General features: G+C 73.1%; 24 protein-coding genes and 1 tRNA gene. 12 read left to right on the top strand and 13 right to left on the bottom strand.

All coding sequences use genetic code 11. From position 1 onward, the window contains the following. The first annotated feature begins 147 nt into the window (after nucleotides 1-147). On the top strand, nucleotides 148-648 hold the full coding sequence (locus B9W62_RS27070; RefSeq protein WP_087812127.1) for a GNAT family N-acetyltransferase: 501 nt from the start codon (nucleotides 148-150) through the stop codon (nucleotides 646-648). Nucleotides 649-680: 32 nt separating this feature from the next. On the opposite strand, the gene B9W62_RS27065 is transcribed toward B9W62_RS27070, so the two are convergent. Next, on the bottom strand, nucleotides 681-2,750 hold the full coding sequence (locus tag B9W62_RS27065; RefSeq protein WP_087812126.1) for an MDR family MFS transporter: 2,070 nt from the start codon (nucleotides 2,748-2,750) through the stop codon (nucleotides 681-683). A 166-nt stretch (nucleotides 2,751-2,916) separates the two neighbouring features. On the opposite strand from B9W62_RS27065, the gene B9W62_RS27060 reads away from it, so the two are divergent. Beyond that, nucleotides 2,917-4,152: a peptidoglycan-binding domain-containing protein gene (locus B9W62_RS27060; RefSeq protein WP_087809597.1), complete on the top strand. Its 1,236-nt coding sequence runs from the start codon at nucleotides 2,917-2,919 to the stop codon at nucleotides 4,150-4,152. A 27-nt stretch (nucleotides 4,153-4,179) separates the two neighbouring features. Here the strand turns inward: B9W62_RS27060 and B9W62_RS27055 are convergent, their stop codons facing one another. Both B9W62_RS27055 and B9W62_RS27050 read right to left on the bottom strand, forming a co-directional pair. Continuing rightward, on the bottom strand, nucleotides 4,180-4,845 hold the full coding sequence (locus tag B9W62_RS27055; RefSeq protein ID WP_087809596.1) for an HAD-IA family hydrolase: 666 nt from the start codon (nucleotides 4,843-4,845) through the stop codon (nucleotides 4,180-4,182). A 245-nt stretch (nucleotides 4,846-5,090) separates the two neighbouring features. Continuing rightward, a complete protein-coding gene (locus B9W62_RS27050; protein WP_087809595.1) occupies nucleotides 5,091-5,672 on the bottom strand; it encodes a TMEM165/GDT1 family protein in 582 nt (193 codons plus the stop codon). 444 nt (nucleotides 5,673-6,116) lie between these two features. Here B9W62_RS27050 and B9W62_RS27045 point away from each other — a divergent pair, with 444 nt between their 5' ends. From B9W62_RS27045 to B9W62_RS27030, 4 genes are all read left to right on the top strand, one after another. Continuing rightward, a complete protein-coding gene (locus tag B9W62_RS27045) occupies nucleotides 6,117-6,761 on the top strand; it encodes an HNH endonuclease family protein (protein WP_087809594.1) in 645 nt (214 codons plus the stop codon). A 135-nt stretch (nucleotides 6,762-6,896) separates the two neighbouring features. Continuing rightward, entirely contained in the window at nucleotides 6,897-8,645 is a 1,749-nt protein-coding gene (locus tag B9W62_RS27040) for an alkaline phosphatase D family protein (RefSeq protein ID WP_087809593.1), read from the top strand. A gap of 326 nt (nucleotides 8,646-8,971) precedes the next feature. Continuing rightward, complete coding sequence (locus B9W62_RS27035) at nucleotides 8,972-9,430, top strand: DoxX family protein (RefSeq protein ID WP_087809592.1); 459 nt, start codon at nucleotides 8,972-8,974, stop codon at nucleotides 9,428-9,430. Nucleotides 9,431-9,587: 157 nt separating this feature from the next. Next, nucleotides 9,588-10,226, top strand: a complete 639-nt coding sequence (locus B9W62_RS27030; RefSeq protein WP_087812125.1) for a DedA family protein — start codon at nucleotides 9,588-9,590, stop codon at nucleotides 10,224-10,226. A 147-nt stretch (nucleotides 10,227-10,373) separates the two neighbouring features. On the opposite strand, the gene B9W62_RS27025 is transcribed toward B9W62_RS27030, so the two are convergent. Continuing rightward, complete coding sequence (locus B9W62_RS27025; protein ID WP_087809591.1) at nucleotides 10,374-10,607, bottom strand: DUF2277 domain-containing protein; 234 nt, start codon at nucleotides 10,605-10,607, stop codon at nucleotides 10,374-10,376. A 4-nt stretch (nucleotides 10,608-10,611) separates the two neighbouring features. Further along, on the bottom strand, nucleotides 10,612-11,145 hold the full coding sequence (locus B9W62_RS27020; RefSeq protein WP_087809590.1) for a GNAT family N-acetyltransferase: 534 nt from the start codon (nucleotides 11,143-11,145) through the stop codon (nucleotides 10,612-10,614). A gap of 143 nt (nucleotides 11,146-11,288) precedes the next feature. On the opposite strand from B9W62_RS27020, the gene B9W62_RS27015 reads away from it, so the two are divergent. After that, nucleotides 11,289-11,645, top strand: a complete 357-nt coding sequence (locus B9W62_RS27015; RefSeq protein WP_087809589.1) for a hypothetical protein — start codon at nucleotides 11,289-11,291, stop codon at nucleotides 11,643-11,645. A gap of 77 nt (nucleotides 11,646-11,722) precedes the next feature. Here B9W62_RS27015 and B9W62_RS27010 read toward each other — a convergent pair whose 3' ends face one another. From B9W62_RS27010 to B9W62_RS27000, 3 genes are all read right to left on the bottom strand, one after another. Next, a complete protein-coding gene (locus tag B9W62_RS27010; protein ID WP_087809588.1) occupies nucleotides 11,723-12,427 on the bottom strand; it encodes a DUF305 domain-containing protein in 705 nt (234 codons plus the stop codon). A 78-nt stretch (nucleotides 12,428-12,505) separates the two neighbouring features. Next, nucleotides 12,506-13,000: a DUF6153 family protein gene (locus tag B9W62_RS27005; RefSeq protein WP_179235692.1), complete on the bottom strand. Its 495-nt coding sequence runs from the start codon at nucleotides 12,998-13,000 to the stop codon at nucleotides 12,506-12,508. Nucleotides 13,001-13,083: 83 nt separating this feature from the next. After that, nucleotides 13,084-13,158, bottom strand: a tRNA-Val gene (locus tag B9W62_RS27000). Nucleotides 13,159-13,459: 301 nt separating this feature from the next. On the opposite strand from B9W62_RS27000, the gene B9W62_RS26995 reads away from it, so the two are divergent. The 3 genes from B9W62_RS26995 to B9W62_RS26985 all read left to right on the top strand — a co-directional run bounded on the left by B9W62_RS26995 (nucleotide 13,460) and on the right by B9W62_RS26985 (nucleotide 15,980). Then, nucleotides 13,460-14,230 carry a DUF4097 family beta strand repeat-containing protein gene (locus B9W62_RS26995; RefSeq protein WP_087809587.1) on the top strand — a complete coding sequence of 257 codons (771 nt, stop codon included), beginning with the start codon at nucleotides 13,460-13,462 and terminating at the stop codon, nucleotides 14,228-14,230. A gap of 71 nt (nucleotides 14,231-14,301) precedes the next feature. Next, entirely contained in the window at nucleotides 14,302-15,705 is a 1,404-nt protein-coding gene (locus B9W62_RS26990) for a coiled-coil domain-containing protein (RefSeq protein ID WP_087809586.1), read from the top strand. A 56-nt stretch (nucleotides 15,706-15,761) separates the two neighbouring features. Then, entirely contained in the window at nucleotides 15,762-15,980 is a 219-nt protein-coding gene (locus B9W62_RS26985) for an FmdB family zinc ribbon protein (RefSeq protein WP_087809585.1), read from the top strand. A gap of 16 nt (nucleotides 15,981-15,996) precedes the next feature. On the opposite strand, the gene B9W62_RS26980 is transcribed toward B9W62_RS26985, so the two are convergent. Both B9W62_RS26980 and B9W62_RS26975 read right to left on the bottom strand, forming a co-directional pair. Further along, nucleotides 15,997-16,641 carry a response regulator transcription factor gene (locus B9W62_RS26980; protein WP_179235691.1) on the bottom strand — a complete coding sequence of 215 codons (645 nt, stop codon included), beginning with the start codon at nucleotides 16,639-16,641 and terminating at the stop codon, nucleotides 15,997-15,999. Continuing rightward, nucleotides 16,632-17,774 (bottom strand): sensor histidine kinase, encoded by a 1,143-nt coding sequence (locus B9W62_RS26975; RefSeq protein WP_256976599.1) that lies wholly within the window; start codon nucleotides 17,772-17,774, stop codon nucleotides 16,632-16,634. The genes B9W62_RS26980 and B9W62_RS26975 overlap by 10 nt, the downstream gene beginning before the upstream one ends. A 132-nt stretch (nucleotides 17,775-17,906) precedes the next feature. On the opposite strand from B9W62_RS26975, the gene B9W62_RS26970 reads away from it, so the two are divergent. Beyond that, a complete protein-coding gene (locus B9W62_RS26970) occupies nucleotides 17,907-18,749 on the top strand; it encodes a DedA family protein (protein ID WP_179235690.1) in 843 nt (280 codons plus the stop codon). Here B9W62_RS26970 and B9W62_RS26965 read toward each other — a convergent pair. The 3 genes from B9W62_RS26965 to B9W62_RS26955 form a co-directional block, all read right to left on the bottom strand. Then, complete coding sequence (locus tag B9W62_RS26965; protein WP_087809582.1) at nucleotides 18,667-19,479, bottom strand: HAD family hydrolase; 813 nt, start codon at nucleotides 19,477-19,479, stop codon at nucleotides 18,667-18,669. The two genes, B9W62_RS26970 and B9W62_RS26965, sit on opposite strands and share 83 nt — an antisense overlap. Continuing rightward, nucleotides 19,479-22,010 carry a phosphoribosyltransferase gene (locus tag B9W62_RS26960; RefSeq protein WP_087809581.1) on the bottom strand — a complete coding sequence of 844 codons (2,532 nt, stop codon included), beginning with the start codon at nucleotides 22,008-22,010 and terminating at the stop codon, nucleotides 19,479-19,481. The genes B9W62_RS26965 and B9W62_RS26960 overlap by 1 nt, the downstream gene beginning before the upstream one ends. A gap of 79 nt (nucleotides 22,011-22,089) precedes the next feature. Beyond that, entirely contained in the window at nucleotides 22,090-23,253 is a 1,164-nt protein-coding gene (locus B9W62_RS26955; RefSeq protein WP_087809580.1) for an HpcH/HpaI aldolase/citrate lyase family protein, read from the bottom strand. A 210-nt stretch (nucleotides 23,254-23,463) separates the two neighbouring features. On the opposite strand from B9W62_RS26955, the gene B9W62_RS26950 reads away from it, so the two are divergent. Continuing rightward, nucleotides 23,464-24,453, top strand: coding sequence for a TerD family protein (locus B9W62_RS26950; RefSeq protein WP_087809579.1), 990 nt, complete (start codon nucleotides 23,464-23,466; stop codon nucleotides 24,451-24,453). Nucleotides 24,454-24,490 lie beyond the last annotated feature (37 nt).

Below are 24,490 nucleotides of genomic sequence, written 5' to 3'. Positions count from 1 at the left end.
TTCGGCCTGCCGGCTCTCCGAGCGGGCCGGTTCGCCGTTCGGGTTGCCCCGGAGTCGGCGCTCAAACGGCGCTCGGCGTGCACCGAGGGCGCATCGGTGGGAAAATACGCTTGCCCGGCGCGCCGGTCCCTGCCGACCATGCCCGTCATGACCTGGACCGTCGCCCCGGAACCGTACGACTCCCCCGTCGCCGCAGCCCTCTGGCGCGCGTACTACACGGAGGTCAGCGACCGCTGGTACCAGCTGCACGAGGGGCGCTCCACGGACCCGGCCGAGCTGGAGCGGGAGATCGCCGCGTACCCCGGAGCCGACCTCGTGCCGCCCCGGGGCCGGCTGCTGGTCGCGCGCTACGGCGGTGCACCGGCGGGCACCTCGGGCGTACGGCTGCTGGACGGCACCACCGCCGAGCTGACCCGGGTGTTCCTGTACGGCCCGATGCGCGGCCGGGGCGGCGCCGCGCTGCTCGTGCGGGCTGCCGAGGACGCGGCACGGGCACTCGGGGCCCGGCGCATGGTCCTCGACACGCGGGGCGACCTGGTCGAGGCCCGCGCCCTGTACGCGCGCCTCGGCTACACCGAGACCGAGGCGTACAACGACAGCCCGTACGCCGAGCACTGGTTCCGCAAGCCGCTGGTCCAGGAGCCCTGACAGGCTTCGCGGAAGGGGGCCCTGAGCGGGCCTCAGCGCGCCCGTGCGGGCGTACGCGTCTCGTGCGGGCGCTCCCGCTCCGAGCCGCACAGTTCGCCGGTCAGCTCCCGCACGAGCCGCACCAGATCGGTCGGGCGGTCCGGGCCCCACCAGTCGCCGAGCAGTTCGGCGAGGGATTCCTCACGGGCCAGCGCCAGCCGTTCGGCGACCTCGCGGCCGCGCGTGGTGAGGACCAGATCGGGGCCCTCGCGGACGGCGAGATGCCGCTCCTCCACCTGCCGGGCCGCCGCCATCACGGTGGCCAGCGGGACCGGGCTGCGCTCCGCCAGCACGGCCGGCTCGACCCGGCCGTGCTTCCTGACCCGCAGCAGCATCCAGCTCGACGCGGGCAGCAGGTCGTAGCCCGCCCGCGCGGTGATCCGGCGGTAGATCTCCCGCCGGCCCTCCCGGGTGCCGAGGACCGACAGGGCGCGGCACACCTCGTCGTGCGAGGAGCGTTCCACCGGGTTGCTGGCGAGGGTCTGGGTGGCGTCCGGCGCCGTGACCGAGCCGCGCAGCCGGTCCTCCTTCAGGAACCAGGCCAGGAGGAAGGCGACGAGGGCGACGGGCGCGGCGTACAGGAAGACGTCGGTGATGGAGGAGGCGTAGGCGTGGATCGCCTCGGGGCGCAGCGCGGGCGGCAGGGCGCCGATGCCGCGCGGGTCGGCCTTGAGCGTGTCCACGGAGACGCCGGGCGGCAGGGCGGCGCCCCGGAAGGCGTCGGTGAGCTGGTCGCCGAGGCGGCTCGCGAAGATCGTGCCGAAGATGGCCACGCCGAACGACGCGCCGATGGACCGGAAGAAGGTCGCGCCGGAGGTGGCGACGCCCAGGTCCTCGTAGGCGACGGCGTTCTGCACGATGAGGACGAGGACCTGCATCACCAGACCGAGGCCCAGGCCGAAGACGAAGAAGTAGGCGCTCATCTCGGCGGTGGAGCTGTTCTCGTCGAGCTGGTGCAGCAGGAGCAGTCCCAGGGTGGTCACGGCGGTGCCCGCGACGGGGAACACCTTCCAGCGGCCGGTACGGCTGACGATCTGCCCGGAGACGGTCGACGACAGCAGCAGGCCGAACACCATCGGCAGCATGTGCACACCCGACATGGTGGGCGTGACACCCCGCACGACCTGCAAGAACGTCGGCAGGTACGTCATCGCGCCGAACATCGCGAAGCCGATGACGAAGCTGATGACCGCGGAGAGCGTGAAGGTGCGGACGCGGAAGAGCCTCAGCGGCAGGACGGGCTCGGCCGCCCTGCGTTCCACGGCCACGAAGAGAACGGCCAGGACGACCGCGAGCACCGCGAGGCCGATGATCTGCGGGGAGCCCCAGGCCCAGGTCGTGCCGCCGAGCGAGGCCACCAGGACCAGGCAGGTGGCTACGGAGGCGATGAGGAGGGTGCCGAGGTAGTCGATGACGTGCCGGGCGGCCCGGCGCGGGATGTGCAGGACCGCCGCGATCACGACGAGCGCGACGACGCCGATGGGCAGATTGATGTAGAAGACCCAGCGCCAGCTGAGGTGCTCGGTGAAGACCCCGCCGAGCAGCGGCCCGAGCACACTGGTCGCGCCGAAGACCGCGCCGAACAGCCCTTGGTAGCGGCCTCGTTCACGGGGTGGCACCAGGTCGCCGACGATCGCCATCGACAGCACCATCAGACCGCCGCCGCCGAGGCCCTGGAGGGCGCGGAAGGCGATCAGCTGGCCCATGCCCTGCGCGATGCCGCACAGCGCGGACCCGACCAGGAAGATCCCGATCGCCAGTTGGAACAGCCTCTTGCGTCCGTACTGGTCGCCGAGCTTGCCCCACAGCGGAGTCGCGGCGGTGGCCGCCAGCAGATAGGCGGTGACCACCCAGGACAGGTGCTCCAGGCCGCCCAGGTCGCTGACGATGGTGGGCAGCGCCGTCGACACGATGGTCTGGTCGAGTGCGGCGAGCAGCATGCCGAGGAGCAGGGCTCCGATGGAGACGAGTACGCCGCTGGAGACCTGTTCCCGCTCCCCCGGTGCCGCGGACCGCGCCGGGTCCGGCTCCGACTCCGCCGCCTCGCGCACGTCTCCGGCCATCCCGACCTCCACAGGTGTCACGGTCCATCCTGGTCGGTGTGACCAGGTATGGCCGTTTCAGTCCTCCAGGAAGCCGGTATTCCGGGGGCGTGTGCGCCGAAGTGTGGAGAAGATCTGCATAATCTCTGGAGTTCGCGAGGGGAGTCGCGAGGGGAGGGACGAACGCGTGGATCAGCAGAAGGAACCGTCGCAGGACCGGCCGACGGGGGCCGCCTGCCCGGAGTGCGGCACACCCAGGGCGGCGGACAACACGCCGTCCTGCGCCTGCGGAACCAGGGCGTCCGACGCCCTGCGCGACGCCCGCACGGCCCAGGCGGCAGCGGCGGAGGACTTCGACCCGCTGCGCATACGGCCGTACGTCGAGCTGGACGGGACCGGCAAGCCTTCGGACGCACCCGCGGCATCCGGCACGTCCGACACGTCCGACACGTCCGACACGCCGGGTGAGCGCAGCGCCGCGCCCGGGTCCGGGTCCGACCCGGACGCCACCATGACGCTGCGCGCCGTCGACGCCGGGGCCGGAGCGGGTACGGGAGCGAACACGGGTGCGCGAGCGGGAGCGGGTACGGCAGCCGGTGCCGGTGCCGGCTCGCCCGACGGGGACGCGGCAGCGGCCTCGGAGGCGACCTCCGCGCTGCCGACGCCCCTCGCCCCCTCGACCGGCTCGCCCAGCGCGCACGACCTGCGCCTGTTCGACGCGTCCGGCACCGCGCCCCTCCCGCAGGTGGGGCCGGGGGCGGAGCGTACGGGCAGCGGGGGACGACCGCCGCGCAGGCGCCGCAAGGGCGTCCTGCTGAGTGCGGCCGGGGCCGTCGTGGTCGTGGTCGGCGCGGCGGGATTCGCGAGCGGGCTGTTCTCGTACGACACCCCGTCGCGGGACGGGGCGCTGCCGGACGAGGTCCGGGCGAGCGTGCCGGACCCGTCGACCAGCGAGGCCCCGCCGAGCGCCGGGCCGAGCACGACCGCCGCCTCGCCGACGCCCTCCGCGTCCTCCTCCCCGTCCGAGTCCGCGTCCGCGTCGGCGTCGGCCGAACCGAGCGCTTCGGCGTCGCCGTCCCCGTCGGCGTCGAGCGCCTCGCCCACTCCGTCCCGGTCGGCCGAGCCGACGCAGAGCACGAGCGCGCCGGCCGACGACGCCCCGCAGGAGTCCGAGGAAGACGGCCAGGACCCCGGCTCGGGCTCTCCGCTGCGCCGCGGCGACCAGGGCCCGGAGGTCGTGGAGCTTCAGCAGCGCCTGGCCGAGTTGGAGTTCTACCGGGGCGACTTCAACGGCAACTACAACCGCCAGGTCGAGGACGCGGTCCGGCACTACCAGTGGTACCGCGGCATCTACTCCGACGGGGTCGGCGTCTACGGCCCGGACACCCGCCGCAGGCTGGAGTCGGAGACCCGGGAGCCGTAGGGGCGGCGGGCCGCTCGGCGGCCGGCGTCAGCCGATGTGCAGGCGCAGGGTGCCGTCCGGGCCGGCCTCGACCCGGACCCGCGTCAGGTCCTCGACGACCACGTCCGGCCCGTGGAACCCGGCGCGCGGTCCGACCCCCACGACCCGCATCCCGGCGGCGCGCGCGGCCGCGATGCCCGCGCCGGAGTCCTCGAAGGCGATGCAGTCGGCGGGGGCGATGCCCAGCTCGGCGGCGCCCTTGAGGAAGCCCTCCGGGTCGGGCTTGCTCGCGCCGACCGACTCGGCGGTGACCCGGACGTCCGGCTGGTCGAGCCCGGCTGCGGCCATCCGCGCGGTGGACAGGGCCACGTCGGCCGAGGTCACCAGGGCGTGCGGCAGGCCGCGCAGCGAGGCGAGGAAGTCCGAAGCGCCGGGGATCGCGACGACGCCCTCGGTGTCGGCGGTCTCCTCCGCGAGCATGCGCGCGTTGTCGGCGTGGTTCTGCTCCATGGGCCGGTCCGGCAGCAGCAGCGCCATCGAGGCGTAGCCCTGCCGTCCGTGGACGACCTTCATGACCTCGTCGCCGTCCAGCCCGTGCCGGTCGGCCCAGCGCCGCCAGACGCGCTCGACGGCGGCGTCCGAGTTGACGAGGGTGCCGTCCATGTCGAGCAGCAGGGCACGGGCGGGCAGAACGGTGCTGGCGGTGGCCGTCATCGGCAGACTCCAAGGCGCGAGGCGGAAACAAGGCGGCCCCGCCCGCCGGTCAGGGAGAACGGGCGGGAGCCACTTTGTTCACCCACGGTACAAAACAGACCGGGGTTCGCGCCACCGGCGCACCTCACTGGCGCCCACCTGCGCACGCCACCGGCCCCGCCAGAACCCGGCGCCCAGCCCCGGTCCGGTCCGGCACAGGCCCAGGCCAGGGCCCAGGCCAGGGCCCAGGCCCCGGCGACCGACGCTCAGCCGGCGATCGCCTCCCACAGGCTCCACACACCGAGGCCCAGCATGAGCACCGCCGCGATCTTCGTGATCAGCCCCAGCGGCACCCGCTTCATCAGGGCCTTCCCGCCGACGATGCCGAGCCCGGCCACCGCCCACAGCGCGAGCACCGCGCCGAGACCGACGGAGAGCGGGTCGTCGTAGCGGGCCGCGAGGTTGGCCGTCATGATCTGCGTCAGGTCACCGAACTCGGCGACCAGGATGAGCATGAACCCGGCCCCGGCGACCTTCCAGAAGGACTGGTCCTCCGGCTTGCGGATCTCCTCGTCCTCGTCGTCCTTCTTCACCAGGAGCACGGCGGCGCCGCCCAGGAACAGCACCCCGGTCACCGCGTGCACGATCTGCTGGGGCAGCAGCGTCAGCACGCTGCCGGCCGCGACCGCGAGCACCACGTGCAGCAGGAAGGCGGCTGCCACCCCCGCGAAGACGTACGAGGCGCGGTAGCGGGTGCCGAGGACGAGGCCGGCGAGGGCGGTCTTGTCCGGCAGTTCGGCGAGGAAGACGACACCGAAGACGACGGCCGTCACGGTCAGGCTGATCAAGATTCCTCAATCGGTCGGGGCCACCCCGCCGAAAGTGCTGATTCGCGCGGCTTTCACGATCTCCGCGACGTGCGACACCTCGGCACGGCAGCACACGGTCCACCCCTGCCGTACGACACGGGCGTGCACTGCTTGCCGAAGGTCTCGCTGGCCTGCCCCGCTTGCGAGGCCTGCCTCCGGGCGCCGGCTCAGACGAGCTGAGCAGTATGTCGACGGTCCGGCGAAGAGCTACTCCCCTTCTGCGCCGTCCATAGTACGCGAGCCCCCGGGCGGGGCCGAGGGCCGAAAGTCCCGGCCCGGCTCCCGTCACGAGTCTCGCCGCGCTTCTAGACGTGCCATGCACACGTCACTAACTTCTTACCGACCGCACACCCGTGCGCCATGCGGCGTCGCGAGCATTCCCCTGCCCGCGTCCCAACGCCCCCACACTCACAGGGAGTTCGCATGCCGAAGTTCTACGCGCGTCGACGTCTCGGTTTCCTCGCCGCGTTCACCGGGCTCATAGCCTCCGCCGGGCTCCTCAACGGCCCGGCCGCCTCCGCCGCCCTCCCCACCCCCGTCAGCGCGGCCACCGCCCGCACCTACCTCGCCTCCCTCACGGTGGCCACCGAGGACCGCACCGGCTACGACCGCGACCTCTTCCCGCACTGGATCACCCAGTCCGGCACCTGCAACACCCGCGAGACGATCCTCAAGCGCGACGGCACGAACGTCGTCACCGACTCCGCCTGCGCCGCCACCAGCGGCAGCTGGTACTCCCCCTACGACGGCGCCACCTGGTCCGCCTCCTCCGACGTCGACATCGACCACCTGGTGCCGCTCGCCGAGGCCTGGGACTCCGGCGCCGACTCCTGGACCACCTCGCGCCGGCAGTCCTTCGCCAACGACCTGACCCGGCCCCAGCTCCTCGCGGTCACCGACAACGTCAACCAGTCCAAGGGCGACCAGGACCCGGCCACCTGGATGCCCTCGCGCAGCGCCTACCGCTGCACGTACGTGCGTGCCTGGGTGCAGGTGAAGTACTACTACGACCTCTCGGTCGACTCGGCGGAGAAGTCCGCCCTACAGGGCTACCTCGCGAACTGCTGACGCCCGTCCACCGACCGCCCCACAGCCCCTTCCGCCGTCCGTTCGGCCGCCCGTTCCGGCGGCCGTTCGGCGCGGAACCTCCCCGCCGGCCTCCGTCGTTCCGTACCGTACGGGGCGACGGAGGAGAGGATCATCGTGACGGAACTGCGCCTGGGACCACTGCTGAGGTACACCGACGGTTCCCGCGCGACCGTCTGGGTCGAGACGAACGGCCCCTGCACGGCCGAGGTGCGCTGCGCCGACGGCGCCCGGGGCACGGCCCGCAGCTTCCTGATCGCGGGCCACCACTACGCCCTGGTCCAGGTCGACGGCCTGACGCCCGGCACGGCGACGGAGTACGAGGTGCTCCTCGACGGGACCGGCGTGTGGCCGCCGCCCGACTCCCGCTTCCCGCCCTCGGTGATCGCCACGCCCACGGACGACGACGGCATGCGCGTCGCCTTCGGCTCCTGCCGCTGGGCGGCGCCGCCCGCCGGCGGCAAGGACCGCGTGGGGCCGGACGCGCTGGACACCCTCTCCGCCCGCGTCGCGGCCGATCCCGGCGGCGCCCGGCCCGACGTGCTGCTGCTGCTCGGCGACCAGGTGTACGCCGACGAGATCTCCGACGCCACCCGCCAGTGGATCGCCGGCCGGCGTGACCTGGACGCGGGCCCCGGCGACCAGGTCGCGGACTACGAGGAGTACACCCGCCTCTACTACGAGTCCTGGCTCGACCCCGAGGTGCGCTGGCTGCTGTCCACCGTCCCCAGCTGCATGATCTTCGACGACCACGACGTCATCGACGACTGGAACACCTCCGCCGCCTGGCTCGCCGACATGCGGGCCACCGACTGGTGGCAGGAGCGGGTGCTGAGCGGGCTGATGTCGTACTGGGTGTACCAGCAGCTGGGCAACCTGTCCCCGGACGAACTGGCCGCCGACCCGCTCTACACGGCCGTCCGCGAGGCGCCCGACGGCACCGACACCCTGCGGGACTTCGCCGCCCGGGCCGACGCCGATCCCGCCTCCGTCCGCTGGAGCTACCGGCGCGACTTCGGGCGTATACGCGTGCTGATGGTCGACTCCCGCGCGGCCCGCGTCCTGGAGGAGGACCGCCGCACGATGCTCGACCCCGGCGAGGCCGCGTGGCTGCGCGAACAGGTGCTGGACGGGCGGGGCGAGAGCGGGCGCCGGGGCGAGGAGGGGCGTCCGGGCGATGAGGGAGGCGAGAGCGGAGACAGGGAGGGCGACGACGGCAAGAGCGGCGGCAGCGAGGGCGGCGACGGTCGCGGTGCCTACGACCACCTGCTGATCGGCACCTCCCTGCCCTGGCTGCTGCCCCACCTGGTGCACGACGTGGAGGCGTGGAACGCCGCGATGTGCGGCGGTGAACGGGGCCCGCGCTGGGCGCGGCTCGGGGAACGGATCCGGCGCGGGGCCGACCTGGAGCACTGGTCCGCGTTCCCCTCGTCCTTCGACGCCCTCGGCGACCTGATCGCCGAGGCCGGTACCGGGCCGGGGGCGCCCGCGACCGTGAGCGTGCTGTCGGGCGACGTCCACCACGCCTACGTGGCCGAGCCGTCGTGGCCGGGGCGGACACCCGACGCGCGGGTGGCGCAGCTGACCTGCTCCCCCGTCCACAACTCCGTGCCGCTCTCGATCCGCCTCGGCTTCCGCTTCGGCTGGAGCGCCCCGGCGCGCGCCCTCGGGCGACGCATCGCCCGGCACGGACGCTGCACGCCCCCGGCGGTGGGCTGGCGCAGGACGGGCGGGCCCTGGTTCGGCAACCAGATCATGACGCTGACCCTGCGGGGTCGGTCGGCGCGACTGCGCCTGGAACAGGCCCGGGCGAATCGCGACGGGACGACCGTCCTGCGGAAGGTGACGGACCGGGAGTTGGCGTAGACGCACCCGGGCCCCGCAGCGGCCCCCGCGGGCGAGACGCCGCGGTCCGCACGGGGTGAGGCGCCTCGGTCCGCATGGGGCCGGGGCGGTCCGCATGAGGCCGGGGCGGTGCGGGGTATGAATTGAGTCACGTCGGAGGACTGTGCCGCGAGTGTGGGAGCGCTCCCACCTGGCCCGGCGACAGCAGCGGGCGGGTGACTGCACGTCAGGCTATGGCTAAATGTTGAACTTGCAAGCATTCATTAGGCTCACCTAACGTGGGCCGCCCACTCGGTTCCGTCCCCCACCGGCCCGCCCCGGCCGGCCGACCGAAGGAGCACTCACCCATGCCCGGACGCCTCAACAGCGCCACCGCCCAGCCGTACGTACTCGGCCTGTTCCGCATGGTCGTCGGCCTCCTCTTCGCCTGCCACGGCGCCGCCTCGCTCTTCGGCGTCCTCGGTGGCGCGGCGGGGGGCGGCACGATCGACGCGGGCACCTGGCCGGGCTGGTACGCGGCCGTGATCCAGCTGGTCGGCGGCGGCCTCGTCCTGCTGGGCCTCGGCACCCGAGCCGCTGCGGTCGTCTCTTCCGGCTCCATGGCCTACGCGTACTTCAAGGTGCACCAGCCGGGTGCCCTGTGGCCGATGGAGAACGGCGGCGAGGCCTCCGTCATGTTCTGCTGGGCCTTCCTGCTGCTCGCCTTCACCGGTTCCGGTGCCTTCGGCCTGGACCGGCTCCTCGCCCGGCGCACGTCCGAGCAGGAACAGTCCGCCCCGGAGCCGCAGACGCCGGTCGCGGCCTGACCCGACCGCGTGTGAACGCCGGGCGTCGATCACACAAGCCCCCTGTGAACCCTCTGTCACACCCCGGGCGTACGCTGTATGGCTGTCATCGGCCGCTCCTGCCGTCCCCGCGTCTCGCGGCATGGCCCGGCCCACGGGGGAGTAACGGGGAGTTGTGGTGGTCGAAGGTCTGGGAAGCATTGGGTCGCTGGTCAGCAGCCCATGGATCTATGCGCTGGTGGCCGTCTCGGTGCTCCTCGACATCTTCCTGCCGGTGCTGCCCAGCGGTGTCCTCGTGATCACGGCGGCGACCGCGGCGGCGGCGGGTTCGGGAGCGGCGGCCGCCGGGCGGGTTCCGCAGGACGTGCCCGACATCGTCGTCCTCACGCTCTGCGCGGCGACCGCCTCCGTCGTCGGCGACTTTGCCGTGTACCGCCTCGCCTGGCGCGGCGGGGCACGGCTGGACCGCGCGATCGCCCGTTCCCGGCGGCTGACCTCCGCGCAGGAACGTCTCGGCGGCGCCCTGGCCCGCGGCGGCGGCGCCCTCGTCGTCCTGGCCCGGTTCGCCCCGGCCGGTCGCTCGGTCGTCTCACTCGTCGCCGGGGCGGCACATCGCCGCGTCCGCGAGTTCCTCCCCTGGTCGGCGCTGGCCGGGCTGGCCTGGGCCGCGTACAGCGTCGCCCTCGGCTACTTCGGCGGCCAGTGGCTGGGCGCGACCTGGCTGGCGACGGGGGTGTCGCTCGTGGCGCTGTTCGGCGCGGGGGCGGGCGCGGCGTACCTGATGCGCAGGCAGCCCAGGGCGACGGAGGCCTCGTAACGCCGCCGTCCTCCTGAGGACGGCGGTCCCGCCGCGCGGTTCGGCCGCGTGAGGACGGAAGTCGCGCGGCGCCGTTCGGCCGCGTCAGGACGGGAGTCCCGCGGCGCCGTTCGCCCCGTGAAGGCGGCGTGGCATCGCCGAGCGGCGTCAGGAGGCGCGTCGCGCTCCGGCGCCTCCCCGTATCTCCAGGCTCGCGAGCAGCTCGGCGGTGGCCTGGGCGACGGCCTCGACGGCGTCGTCGAAGACCTCCCGGTTGTGCGCGGCGGGCACGCGGAAACCGGAGACCTTCCGTACGTACTGAAGGGCGGCGGCCCTGATCTCGTCCTCGGTGGCCTCCTCGGCCAGCACGGGCGGACGCAGGGTCTTGATGCTGCGGCACATGACGTCAGTCTCCCCTCTCCAGGTCCACCCGCCAGTCGTTCGACCGGATCCAGTGGCCCTTCGGATACTCGAAGTCGACCTGCCCGAGGAGCGTGAACCCGGCCCCTCGGCAGACCGCGTTGGAGGCGGCGTGCTCGACACTCGGGAACGCGTGCAGATACCGGTGGGACGCGGCCGCGCGCGCCGCCCCGCTCACGGCGCGGGCCGCCCGCACGGCCAGCCCCCGCCCCTGGAACTCCGGCAGCACGCCCCACCCCGTCTCCCAGACCTCGGTGTCACGCCAGGCCCGCTGCCAGTACCCGACGCTGCCGACGGTCTCGCCGCCGTCCGCCAGCGTGACCCGGTACATCTGCCCGTCCCCCGGCTCCAGGTACCGCCGGTGCCGGGCCAGGAGCCGCTCCTCGCTCTCCGGACCGCCGAGATGCGCGGTCATCTCCGGGCTGTTGGTCCTGCGCAGCAGCCAGAGGTCCCCCTCCGCCCAGGGGACCAGGCACACCTGCTCCCCGCCCGCCGCGATCCGCTCGTCCACGCCGTCCATGTCTTTCACGGTAGGGCAGGGGTCTGACAGTGGGGCCGGACCGCGGGAGGGGCTGGGGAGGCGCTGGACCGGGGGGCCACCCTTTCGCGTGAACCACTGAAGGGAACGCGCGCCTCAAAATCGAACAGGCGTATCATTGGCATGTGGCTACGACCTATGATTTCCCCAGTGACCTCCTCGCCGGTCAGGAGGAACTGCATCAGGTCCGGGCCGAGCTGTCGGCCCTGCTGAAGAGACTTCCCTGGTCTGTCGAACCGCTCGACGGATTCAGCGACGACAACGGCTGGCGGAAGGTCGAACGCCCGGCCTCGCCCGGCTGGTCGGAGGACGAGCAGGCCGAGGTCGAGAAGCTCCGCCGGCGCGAGCGCGAGCTGGCCGTCTTCGTCAGCACCCACCGCTACTGGTCGGAGACGACCGGCCCCGACCAGGTGAGCGCCCGGTCCGCGCTGAAGCACACCGCAGAGACCCCGCTCCCGGAGTCACCGCCCGGGGACGCCTGAGCGACGTGGGCGTCCCCCGGGGGCGGGACTCGTGAGCACGGCCGAGGGCCTGGTCTCTACGGGATCTCTCTACCGGATCACTTCGTGCCGAGGAGCTTGTTCATCTCCGTGATCTCGGCGTTCTGCGCGGTGACGATGTCGTCGGCCAGCGCCTTGGCCGGCGCGTAGCGGCCCTCGGCCTTCTCGGTCCCGGCCATCTCGACGGCCCCCTCGTGGTGCTCGACCATCATGGTCAGGAACATCGTGTCGAACGCCCGGCCCGAAACCTTCTCCAGCTCCGCCATGTCCTGGCCGTCCATCATCCCGGGCATGCCCGCGTGCCCCGAGTGGTCCATGCCGGGCATCGGCTCCGTCGCCCCCGCCGAGGCGTTCGAGGCCGCGGGCTCCGGGACTTCCTCGCCCCAGGCCGTCAGCCAGCCGGTCATGGTCGTGATCTCTGGGTCCTGCGCCTTCTCGATGCGGGCGGCGAGGTCCTCGACCTCGGCCGACGCCGACCGGTCCGCGGCCAGCCGCGCCATCTCGAGCGCCTGCCGGTGGTGCGGGATCATGCCCTGCGCGAACGCGACGTCCTGCGAGTTGTGCGCCTTCTCGCCGGTCTCGTTCCCGGAGCTGCTTCCGGCGCCGGCGTCGGCGCTCGCGGACGCGGAGCCGTGCGGGCCCTGGTGAGCGCCGCCGCCACTGTCGTCGCCGTTGCCGCCTCCGCAGGCGGCGAGGAGGAAGGCGGCGGTGGCCGTCGCCGCCACCAGGGCGGTACGGCGCGTGAGGGTACGGATGCTGTTCATGCGTGGACTCCTGCTGTGAAGGGATGGACATGCCGGTGCACCGCGCGGCGCTCGGGCAGCGCGGATGCGGGGCGGTGTCTAGATCCGCAGGAGCTGGAGTTCGGCGAGGGAGGGCGGTGCCCGCGCCCCGTCCGGGGCGTCGACGGCGTGCACGCGTACGGTCCCCTCGCACCCGACGACGGGGACGGGGTCGGGAACGGGCGCCGGCAGCACCGGTCCGTCACCCACCGCGCCGGACGCGCACATCGCGTCGGCGTGCCGGAGATGACCGCCGCCGCAGGAACCGTCGCCCTGCGGGCACCCGGCGTGTGCCTCGCCGCTGTGGGCCGCGCCGCCGTGCGCGACGCCCGCGGCCACCGGTGCGGACGACGCCGACGATGGCGACGATGCCGACGGCTCAGTCTGCGCCGCCGACGCGTGCGGGTGCCCGGCGGAGTGCTCCGGAAGGCCTCCGGCCGGCGCCAGCCCGTGCATGCCGAAGAGTCCGGCGAGCAGTCCGAGCACGCACACGGCCAGCCGCCACCGCACGGGCGGTGGCGGGACGTGCTGCTCGGTACCCCTCACGGACCTCATCCTAGGGAGACCGGGAACGACCGCACGCGTAAGGCCCCCGGAGAGTCTCCGGGGGCCTTGCGCACCGACGACGGTGCCGGTCCTGGTGGGCGCGGACGGTTTCGAACCGCCGACATCCTGCTTGTAAGGCAGGCGCTCTACCCCTGAGCTACGCACCCAGGACGAGTCGACAGCCTACATGGCCCGGGGCGCCGCCCGGCAAACGCGTTCCCGCAGTGACCCGGCAGACGGAACGGCGGCGCGACGGCGGCATGGCGGGGGCATGGTGGCGGCATGGCAGGGGCTCGGCGGGGCATGGCGGCCCCCGGGGGTTAACCCCACCCTGGATCCGGTGGCGGTCCGGATCCCGCCGGGGGCGCGTGCTCCGTACGGTCGAAGAGCCTCGCCGAGCTGGTCTCCGCACACCGCGGAAGGCCCCCGGACGCGGCACCTCGTCGTCCGTTCCAGGGGGAGACCGCCATGCCCGCCCGTACCGTTCCCGTCCGCGCGTTCGCCGCCGTCGGTGCCGTCGCCGTTCTCGTCGCGGGCCTGAGCGCCTGCGCCTCCGCCTCGGACGACAAGGACCCCGAGCACCGGTCGTTCGACCTCCAGGGCCGCACGCTCACCGTCGACACCGACGACTCCGAGCTGGAGATCGTCGCCTCGGACGACCACGCCGCCGGGAAGATCGAGGTGACGCGGTGGTTCTCCGGCTCGGTCGCGGTGGGCTCGGACCCCGAGGTGACCTGGAAGATGGACGGCGACCGGCTGGTGCTGCGGATGCACTGCTCCGGTGTGGTCGCCGACTGCGCGGCCAAGCACCGCGTAGAGGTGCCGCGCGGCATCGCCGTCAACGTGAAGGACGGGGACGGCAGCGTGCGGGCGAGCGGGTTCGAGGACCCGCTGAACATCCGTACCGGCGACGGCTCCGTGCACGTCACCGACTCCTCCGGGCCGCTGGAACTGCGCACCGACGACGGTTCCGTCCGCGCCTCGGTCTCCTCCCGCCAGGTGCGGGCGCACACCGGCGACGGCTCGGTCCGGCTGGAACTCGGCGCCGTCCCGGACCAGGTGGAGTCCCGCACCGGCGACGGCTCCGTGACGATCTCGCTGCCCCGGGCCGCATACAAGGTGTCCACCGACACCGGTGACGGCTCGGTCGACGTGTCCGTGCCCACCGACGACACCAGCGCGCACGTCGTCGACGCCCGGTCCGGTGACGGCAAAATCACCGTCCGAACCGCGAACTGACCACCCCGTGTGTTCGTCCCTTACGGGTGGGAGAATGTACCCGGGCAGGACGGACGACACGGGAGAGTGATGTGACGGCGACGCCATCGCAGCCGTACTCGCCGATGGTGGCGCGCGCACGACGCCTGCCCGACCGCTCCCGTCGGAGCCGGACGCGCGCGGTCCGTGACACCCTCACCCTGATGGGCCTGCCCCTGCTCGCCGTGTCGGTGCTGCCCGCGGCGTTCGCCGGGGGCGGTACCCGGCGGTGGTTCGGCGGGCGGGCCGAGAGCCAGCGGGCCGAGGCCCAGACCGCCAAGGACGACGCGGCCGCCGCCTTCTACGAGCTGGACACCGCCCAGCGTGACCTGCGGATCTCCATAGAGACGATCGCGGCCGTCGACTCCTCCCCCGCCGCCCGGCGCGCGGTCTCCGACTTCGAGGCCCTCGGCCGGCGCATCGACGAGGTCAGCCACCAGTACATCGGCGCCGTCGACGCCCACGACCTGGACCGGGACGACCTGGAGGCGTCGGCCGCCTCCCGCGCCCGCACCGAACTGACCGCCGCCAAGACCGAGCTGGGCCGGGTCAAGCAGGAACTGGACCGCTTCGCCGAAGGCCTCGGCCCCCTCCTCGGCAAGGCCGAGACCCAGCTGGCCCGGCTGGCACCCGCCGTCGAGCGCGCCCGGCAGGCCCTGCTCGCCGCGTCCAACGCCCTGGACGCCGCACGCGGCTCCGGCCTGAAGGCGGACGACCTCGCCACCCGTCTCGCCACCCTCGGCCCGGAGCTGACCCGGCTGAACCAGGGCGCGGGACAGCACGGGGTGCCCCAGACGCTCGAACGGGCCGAACGGGTCACCCGCGAGGCCGAGGCGGTCCGCGCCGAGGCGGAACGGCTGCCCGAGCGCGCCGCCGAGATCGGCCACCGCCTGGTCTCCCTGCGCACCCGCGCCCAGGCACTGACCACCCGCACCGAACAGGTCGAGCCGGTGCTGAGCGAGCTGCGGCGCCGCTTCACCGCCGCCTGCTGGCAGGACCTCCAGCACGTGCCGGACCACGCGACCGAGTCGGTCCGGCAGGCCGAGCGGAAACTGGCCGAGGCGCAGACCGCCCGCGACGAACAGCGCTGGCCCGACGCCACCGCCCTGCTGTCGACGGTACGAGCGCTGCTGAACTCGACCGACGAGGCAGTCTCCGCGGCCGGCGACCGGCTGCGGCAGCTCAACGCCGTGCAGAAGGACCCGCGGCAGGAGATCGAGCGCACCCGCTTCGCGATCCGCGACGCCCAGCGCCTGGCCATGGCCGGCCGCAACACCCCCGAGCCCCGTCACGCGCGCCCCCTGGACGAGGCCGTGGCCCGGCTGGAACGGGCGGTCGCCACGCTGGAGGGCCGGCACCCCGACTACTGGCACTTCCTGACGGAGACGGACGCGGTCCGGGAGACGGTGGCCCACGTGGTCGCGCAGATCCGCGAGGAGCGCGGCGCCGGTCACTGATCTCCGGGGTCGGCCGACCGGGTCCGCCGGTGGGTGATGCCGGTTAATCTGTGCGCATGCCTCGCTACGAGTACCGCTGCCGCAGCTGCGGCGACACCTTCGAACTGAGCCGTCCCATGGCCGAGTCCGCCGCTCCGGCCGCCTGCCCCGCGGGCCACGACGACACGGTGAAGCTGCTGTCGACGGTCGCGGTCGGCGGCTCGTCCTCCGCACCGGCACCGTCGTCGGGCGGCGGTGGTGGCGGGGGTTGCTGCGGCGGCGGCTGCTGCGGCTGAGGCCGGCCCGCTCCCGTCAGCTCCCCAGATAGCGCAGCACGGCCAGCACCCTGCGTGAATAGCCCTCCCCTCCGGTCAGCTCCAGCTTGTCGAAGATCGCGTTGGTGTGCTTTTCCACCGCGCTCTGCGAGATGTGCAGCCGACGGGCGATCGCGGCGTTGGTGTGGCCCTGCGCCATCTCGCCCAGCACGTCCCTCTCCCGCACGGTGAGCCGGGCGAGCAGGTCGGTGTGTGCCGTGCGGCCGAGCAGCTGGCGGACCACCTCCGGGTCGAACGCGGCACGTCCGGCGGCGACCCGCTCCAGTGCGTCCAGGAACTCGTCGACCTGGACCACCCGGTCCTTGAGCAGGTATCCGACCCCTCCCGTCTCCGCCGTGAGCAGCTCGGTCGCGTACCGCTTCTCCACGTACTGCGACAGGACCAGCACTCCGACCTCCGGCCACCGCTCGCGTATCTCCAGGGCGGCGCGCAGGCCCTCGTCCGTGTGCGTGGGCGGCATCCGGACGTCGGCGACGACCACGTCCGGCGGGTCCTCGGCGACCGCCTTCAGCAGCAGCTCGCCGTTGCCGACGGCCGCGAGGACCTGGTGGCCCTCCTCCGCCAGCAGCCGCACCAGCCCCTCCCTCAGCAGGGTCGAGTCCTCGGCGAGGATCAGCCGCATGGCAGCTCCGCGGCGACGAGGGTCGGCCCGCCGGGCGGGCTGACCACGCTGAGGCTGCCGTCGAGGGCGGCGACGCGCCGGGCGAGCCCGAACAGTCCGCTGCCCGCGGCGTTCGCCCCGCCGCAGCCGTCGTCCCGCACGCTCACGTACATCCGTCTCTCCTCTGCTGTGACCGCGACGCTTATACGGGTCGGCGCCGCGTGCTTGACCGCGTTCGTGACCGCCTCGCAGACCACGAAGTACGCGACGGTCGCGACGGCCTGCCCGGGCTCCTCGGCGAGGTCGTACTCCACCCCCACCGGTACGGACGCCCGCTCGGCCACCGTCTCCAGCGCCGCGCGCAGCCCCGCCTCGTCCAGCGTGGTCGGGTAGATCCGCCAGGCCACCTCGCGCAGCTCGTCCAGGGCACGGCGACTCTCGTCGTGGGCCTGGCCCAGCAGCCGGTCCCGGCGGGCGGCGTCCTGACTGCGGCGGGCCCGGCCGAGCAGCATGCCGAGGGCCACGAGGCGCTGCTGCACACCGTCGTGCAGGTCACGCTCGATGCGGCGCCGTTCGTCGTTCACGGCGTCGACGACCGCGGCGCGGCTGGCGGACAGCTCGGCGATCCGTCGCTCCAGCTCCTCCTGGTGGCGGGGGCCGAGGAAGTGCCGCGCCAGCTGCCCCTCCAGTCCGGCCACGCCGAATATTCCCTGTACGGCGAGGAACACGAGGAAGAAGCCGCCCAGACTGCCCAGGACCATCGAACCGGGGTTGCGTATGCCGTCCACCAGGAACCAGCCGTACAGCCCGAAGGTGCCGTATGCCAGGCCGACGGCGGCCGTCAGCATCACGACCCCGCCCAGGACACCCAGGGTCCAGCGGCAGGCGACGTACCGCAGTGCCCGCACGTCCTCGTACGCGGGCGTGACGCGGAGGCCGAGCCACATCCGCAGCCGGACCCGCTCCAGCTCCGCCAGGATCCGCGCGCCCGCGAGGACCGGGCGCAGTACGGCACGGCGCCCTGCCGACCAGGCCGCCACCGGGAGCAGGGCCACGCCGGCCACCAGGGCGAAGAGCAGCTCGACGGCGGCCGCGGCGGTCCCGATGATGAGGCCCACCCCGCACCGCATTGCACGTCGCGCCATATTTCGCATGATCGCGAGGCTAGTCGGGCGCGGTGGCCGCGCACACTGCGGAAAACCGCAATTCCCGCCTGCGGTGTACCGCAGGCGATCATGCGGTCTTCCTCAGGGTCCCTTCAGCCGCGATTTCCTAGCGTGGTCGTCATGACAGCCATCGCAGCGCAGCCGGCCGCGGACAGCGGTGCGGCACCGCAGTGGATCAACGACCTCATGGACGCCCTCGGCGCACCCGGCGCCGGTCTCGCCATCGCTCTGGAGAATCTTTTTCCTCCCCTGCCGAGCGAGGTGATCCTGCCGCTCGCCGGGTTCGCCGCGAGCTCCGGCCGGATGAACCTGATCGCCGTCCTGCTGTGGACGACGGCGGGTTCGGTGATCGGCGCGCTCGCCCTCTACGGGATCGGCGCCCTGCTCGGCCGGGACCGCACGGTGGCGATAGCGGGGAAGCTGCCGCTGGTGAAGGTGTCCGACATAGAGAAGACGGAGGCGTGGTTCCTCCGGCATGGGACCAAGGCGGTGTTCTTCGGCCGGATGATCCCCATCTTCCGCAGCCTGATCTCGGTGCCGGCGGGCGTGGAGCGGATGCGGCTGCCCGTCTTCCTCGCCCTGACGACGCTCGGCAGTGCCATCTGGAACACCGTGTTCGTACTCGCGGGGTACGCACTGGGGGACAACTGGTCGGAGGTTTCGGGCATCGCCTCCACGTACTCGAAGGTGATCCTCGCGGCGGCCGCCCTGGCGCTGGTGGTCTTCATCGGCCTGCGTCTGCTGCGGCCGGGCGCCGGCCACCGGCGGCGGGGCCGCGGGCAGGAGGGGCAACAGGACATACGGCCGCCGGCCGACGACGACGGCCACCCCGGCCCCGGCAGCCGTCCCGGAGGCGGTGCCGGGGACCCGGACGGCGAATTCAGCGAGTCGGCCCCGCCGCACGCAGGAACTCGCGGAGGATCCGCTCCCCGGCCAGGACGCCGCGCTCGGGCAAGGCGCTGATCGTCGGGGCCGTCCATCCGGAGTCGGCCAGTTCGCCGTGGCCCGGGCGCCAGCCGCGGTCGGCGGCGAGGAGCAGGTCGGCGTCGAGGAGCGAGTCGCCGGCGGCGAGGGTGAGTTCGGCCCCGGTGCGGCGTGCGACCTCGCGCACTGCGGCGCTCTTGGTGAGCGGCTTGGGGACGGCGTAGATCTTGCGGCCCTGAAGGGAGACGGTCCAACCGCGGTTCTCGGCCCACACGGCGAGTTCCTTCACCCAGTCCTCGGGCAGCAGCTCGCGTTCGACGACCAGGTAGGCGAAGAGGTCCTCGGCGACCCGGTGCTTGCGCACCCACAGCGGGTCGGCGCTGTTCATCAGGTGGTCGCGGACCTCGGCCAGGGAGGCGCATTCGTCGGCCAGCCGTGCGGTCACCCGGGCGTGCCAGCCGGGGTCGGAGACGCCGTCCACCAGCAGGTGGCCGCCGTTGGCGCAGATCGCGTACTTCGGCGGCGGTCCGGGGAGGTTGATCCGCTGGTACTGCTTGCGGGTCCGGGTGGTGGTCGGCACGAAGACCGCCGAGTCACCGAGGTCCGTCAGCAGCTGGGCGGCCGTCTCGGTCAGGTAGGAGAGGGGTCTGCTCTCGTAGACCTCCACGCACAGCAGGCGGGGTGCCCTCAGATCGGGCATGGTCAGTCCGAGCGCGGCGGCGGAGTAGATGAGCGTGCGGTCGAGGTCGCTGGCGACGAGCACCGTCATCAGAGCGTCACCGCCTTGCCGTCGGCGCCGGTGGCGCCCCGCGTGTACTGGGGGTGGATCAGACCGACGCAGGTGTACGGGAGGTCGGCGACCTCCTCCACCGGTACGCCCCGCTGTTCGGCCAGCAGGCGGACGTGGTCCAGGTCGGCGCCGGCCCCGGCCCGGGCCAGGACCTTCCACGGGACGCGGCGCAGCATCACCCGCGTGGTCTCGCCGACGCCGGGCTTGACGAGGTTCACGTCGTGGATGCCGTACTCCTCGCTGATGCGCTCGACGGCGGCCCAGCCTTCCCAGGTGGGGGCGCGGTCGGCGGAGAGGAGGTCCTTCGCCTGGGCGTCGACCGCTTCCGTGACCTCGGGGAAGCAGGCGGAGACGGCGTCGAGGAAGGCCGGTGACAGATCGGCGCCCGCGAGTTCGCGGTAGAACTTCGCGCCGTGGAAGTCGTGCGGGCCGACCAGGTCGGCGCGGAGCACGGTGCGGGATATCAGTCCGGAGACGGTGGAGTTGAGGCAGGCGGAGGGGATGAGGAAGTCGTCACGGGTGCCGTAGGTGCGTACGCAGGAGCCGGGGTCGGCCAGGACGGCGATCTCCGGGTCGAAGCCGGTGATGCCGTCGGAGTCCTCGAAGGCGCGGAGGGCGGCCGCGAGTTCGCGGGTGATGGCGCCCTTGCCGGTCCAGCCGTCGACGAAGACGACGTCGGCGGGGTCGTGGTGCTCGGCCAGCCAGCGCAGCGCGTTGGCGTCGATGCCGCGGCCCCGGACGATCGACACGGCGTAGTGAGGGAGGTCGAGACCATGGCGGAACTGCGCCCAGCGGCGCATCAGAACACCGACGGGTGTGCCCGCGCGGGCGAGGGAGACCAGGACGGGGCGGGGCGACCGTTCGGCGAGGACGATCTCGGTGACGGCGCCGACGGCGCGCGCCAGCCGCGCGGCGGAGGTCTTGAGCGCCGCGTGGAACAGCTGCTGGTACTGATCGCTGGGCTGGTACTCCACGGGCAGCGACTCGGCGTAGTGCGCGCCGCCGCTCTGGATCGCCTCCTCGCGTTCCTCGGTCGGCGCCTCCAGCGTCACGTCCGAGAGGTCCTGGAGCAGCCAGCCGACCTCGTCGGGCGCGTACGAGGAGAAGTCGGGGCCGCGCAGGGGCTCGGGCAGCATGGAGGGCCTTTCGGGGGCGTGCGGGGAGCGTGGGACGTACGAGGGGACGACCGCGAGCAGGACGTGCGGGACGTGGGCGGCGAGCCGGGCCGTCAGTCCGTCCGGGGCGTGCAGCGCGGGGGTGTCGGCGGCGGAGTCGACGACGGCGACGACGGCGTCGAAGCCCGCACCCGCGACGTTGTAGGCGTAGCGCTCGCCGGGGCCGTCGGCGGGGTCGTCGTGCGCGGGGAAGACCAGGCGGGTGCGTATGGCGTAGCCGGGGTCGTCGACGGCGAGGACGGGAGAGCGGGTGGTGGTGGAGTAGCGCACGGCGACGTCACCGCGGACGGTCTGCTCCAGCGCCTGGGCCAGGCGGAGCGGGGCGTACATGAGTTCCTCGAAGCCGAGGACGAGGACACGGCGGGCGCCGGCGGGCAGCGCCTCGGCGATCCGTGCGGCCATCGCGGGCAGGGCGGCCTCCAGTCGGGCCCGGTGGGCCGGGGTGAAGCCGTGCCGTCCGCCGTCGGGCACGTCGTGGGGCCAATGCAGCTCGACGCGCCGCACGGTTCCGGACGGCGCGGCGACCGGGACCCGGCCGGCCGGACCGGTGGCCGGGGCCGTGGTGGGTTCCGTGGTCGCCTCCGCGGCCGCCGTCTCGTGGCGGGCGACCAGTTCCTGGCCCTTCTCCAGCACGCCGGGGGGCAGTTGGACGGTGCCGGAGGCGGTGGTCACCAGGTCCACGCGGGCACCGATCTCGCGGGCGAAGTCGTCCAGCCGGCCGGCGTCCGCGGGCGAGCGCATGTCGACCAGGGCCACCACGACGTACCGCTTGCGGGGATAGCGCTCGTGCAGGGCGCGGACGGTGTTGAGCACCGTGTTGCCGGTGGAGAACTCGTCGTCGACGAGGACCAGCGGTCCGTCCCCGGCCAGCAGCGCGGGGTCCTCCGGCAGCAGGAGGTGGGAGGTGGCGTGCGAGTGGGACTCCTCGAAGCCGCCCGCCCGGGCGACCGTGGCGACCGGACGGCGGGTGGAGTGCAGGTAGGGGGCGGAGTCCAGGCCGTCGGCGACGGAGTGGCCGAGTCCGGTGGCCGTCTCCGCGTAGCCGAGGACGACCGCGCGTGCGGCCGCTTCGGCACCGAGCAGGTCGCGGACGCGCCGGCCGAGGGCGACGCCGTGGCCGTGGACGACGGAGGGCGACTGCGGGACGTGTTTGCCGAGCACGTTGGAGACGAGGAGGTGCGCCCGCTTGGGGTTGCGGCGCAGGGCGAGCCCCAGCAGGCCGGTCAGCGCCTCGTCGCCGGTGAGTGCGACGCCGAGCCGCTCGGCGACCCAGCGGCCGGACCATGTCCCGGCGTGTTCTTCGGCGTGCCCCTCGGCGTGCGCCCTCTCGGTCATGTACTCGTGCCTCCCGTTGTCCGCCGCGGCCCGGGCCCCGGCGTCGGTGATGGATCGCTTGCGTCCGGTCGTCCGGTGTTCAGTCGGCCAGGCCGGCGGCGAGCAGTTCCACGAAGCCGATGTCCTCGTTCGCCACCCCGAAGATCTCGGCGCGCAGCAGGGTTCGCTCGGCCCAGGCGCGGTGGGGCTTCACCTCGTTCATCTTGTTCGTGTAGGCCGACCTCATCACACCTCCGCCGCATCGTTCGGGCCGCAGGATGTCCTGGGCGTCGCTGAACTCCTCGTGGCTGACCACGGACAGCGCGTGCACGGGGAGCACGTGCGAGGGGTGGATGCAGGTCTTGCCCAGCAGGCCGTTGGCCCGGTCCAGGGAGATCTCGCGCAGCAGACCGTCCATGGAGTGCTCGATGAGCTTCTGGCGCAGTTCGACGGCCTGTCCCTCGAGGAAGGGGCTCTGCCGCAGTTGCGGTTTGAACATCCTCTCCTGGACGCGGAAGTACTCCCAGACGGGTCCGGTCACCGTGAACCCGGTGCCGTCGGCGCGGGCGAGCATGTTGACCACGTCGGCGATCACGGAGGCGACGATCTGGACGTCGTAGGCCGTCATGTCGGGGCCCCTGCGCAGCCCGTAGGAGGAGCAGAAGTCGGTCACGCCGAGCCGCAGGGCGAGCACCCGGTCCCGGTACTTGTCGACCGCGCGGAAGATGCCCTCCAGCGTCTGCACCCGGGACTCCCGGTACAGCAGGTCGGGGGACTCGAGCACGGGCATGGCGAAGAGCCTGCGGCCGCTGGTGGCCTCGGCGGCGGTGAGCGCCTCCAGGAAGGGGATGCCGCGTTCCTCGGTGAACTTCGGCAGCACGAACCCGGACAGCAGCCGGACGGCGGGGCCGAGGCGCTGTACGAGGTCGGGGATCTGCTCGGGGGTGCGGACCCGGATGAACAGCAGCGGGGCGTCGTCGGAACGTTTCTCCAGGTCCGTGAGCTGACGGACGAGGTTCGCCTCGCCGACGGGTACGTCGGCGTCGTCGATCGAGTCCTCCAGGCAGAGCACCATCGACACCAGGCCGCGCGCGCCCTGCTTCAGGATGTCGTCGGCGAGGCTCGGCCGGGTGGCGGGGCTGTAGAGCGTGGCTCCCAGGGCCGCGGACAGCAGCCTGGCCGGCGAGTCCGCCGTGAAGGAGCAGGGTTCCTGATGAAAGAGACGCTTCCGCACATCAGGGGCTATCTGTCCGAAATGACGCATGTAATCTCCTCCCCCGTGCTGTCTGGACGACGTGGAATCGTCGAAAGGTGGCCGGTAATAGTACGTAGGTATCCATGTCGGAGGTTCCCACCGGGCATGAATTCCAGGTAACCCGGCCGTGTCGGCGTCGGCGACCCGGGGCGGGCGCACACCGGCCGAGTACCCGCCCCCGCGTTGTCGTGACCAGGACCGAGAGGGCAGGATGACGGCATGACGCACGCGATGCTGAAGGGGTCGAACGTCCCGCTGCAAGCCACCACGGTACGCGCCGTGCTGCGCTGGACTCCCGGGCAGGGGGTTCCCGACGTCGACGCCTCGGCGCTGCTGCTGGGGCCGGACGACCGTGTGCGTTCCGACGAGGACTTCGTCTTCTACAACCAGCCACGGCACCCTTCCGGTCAGGTCTGGCGGCTCGGCAAGAAGCGGGTCGCCGAGGGTCTCACCGACACCATCCAGACGGACCTCTCCGGTGTCGAGCCCTCGGTGGGACGGATCCTGCTGGTCGCTTCCGCGGACGGCGTGGCCTTCGACCGCGTCCGGTCGCTGCGCATCCTGCTGCACGACGCCGCGGCCGACGCGGAACCGCTGGCGTACTTCGACGTCACACCGGAGACCGGCCAGGAGACGGCGCTGATCTGCGGGGAGCTGTACCGGCGCGGGGACGGCTGGAAGTTCCGGGCGCTGGGTGAGGGCTACTCCAACGGGCTCAAGGGCCTGGCGACCGACTTCGGCATCTCGGTGGACGAGTCGGAGGGGGCGGGCGACCCCATGGCGGCCCCTCGGTCCGAACCGGCCCCGTCGGTCCCCGCCAACCCGACCGCGCCCTCCGCGCCGTCCCAGGCCACGCCCGACCAGCCCACGCCCGCCCAGTCCATGCCCGCCCCGCAGGGCGTCGGCCCCGACCACCCGACGGCCGTGCAGCCGCTCCCGGAGGCCTCGCGGCCACTGCCGCCGGAGCAGCCCACCGGCGTACCGGCGCAGCCCGCGTACGGGTATCCGCAGCAGCCGCCGACCACTCAGCCCGCCTACGGCTACCCCCAGCCGGCCGCCGGCCGGCCCGGGTACGGGTATCCGCAGGCGCCCGCGGCGGCGGGGGTCACCGGGGCCCAGTCCGGCTACGGCTATCCGCAGCCGGTCACCGGGGCACCCGATCCGGACTTCCGGCTGCCGCCGCAGGGGCCGCAGTTCCTCGGCCGGTAGCCGCCACGGACCGCCCCCGGCCGTAGGAGGCCCGGCG

Origin of the sequence: Streptomyces sp. CS113 (assembly GCF_002188365.1) — a bacterium.
Taxonomy (GTDB): domain Bacteria; phylum Actinomycetota; class Actinomycetes; order Streptomycetales; family Streptomycetaceae; genus Streptomyces; species Streptomyces tendae.
This window is presented reverse-complemented; position numbering and strand designations above follow the sequence as displayed.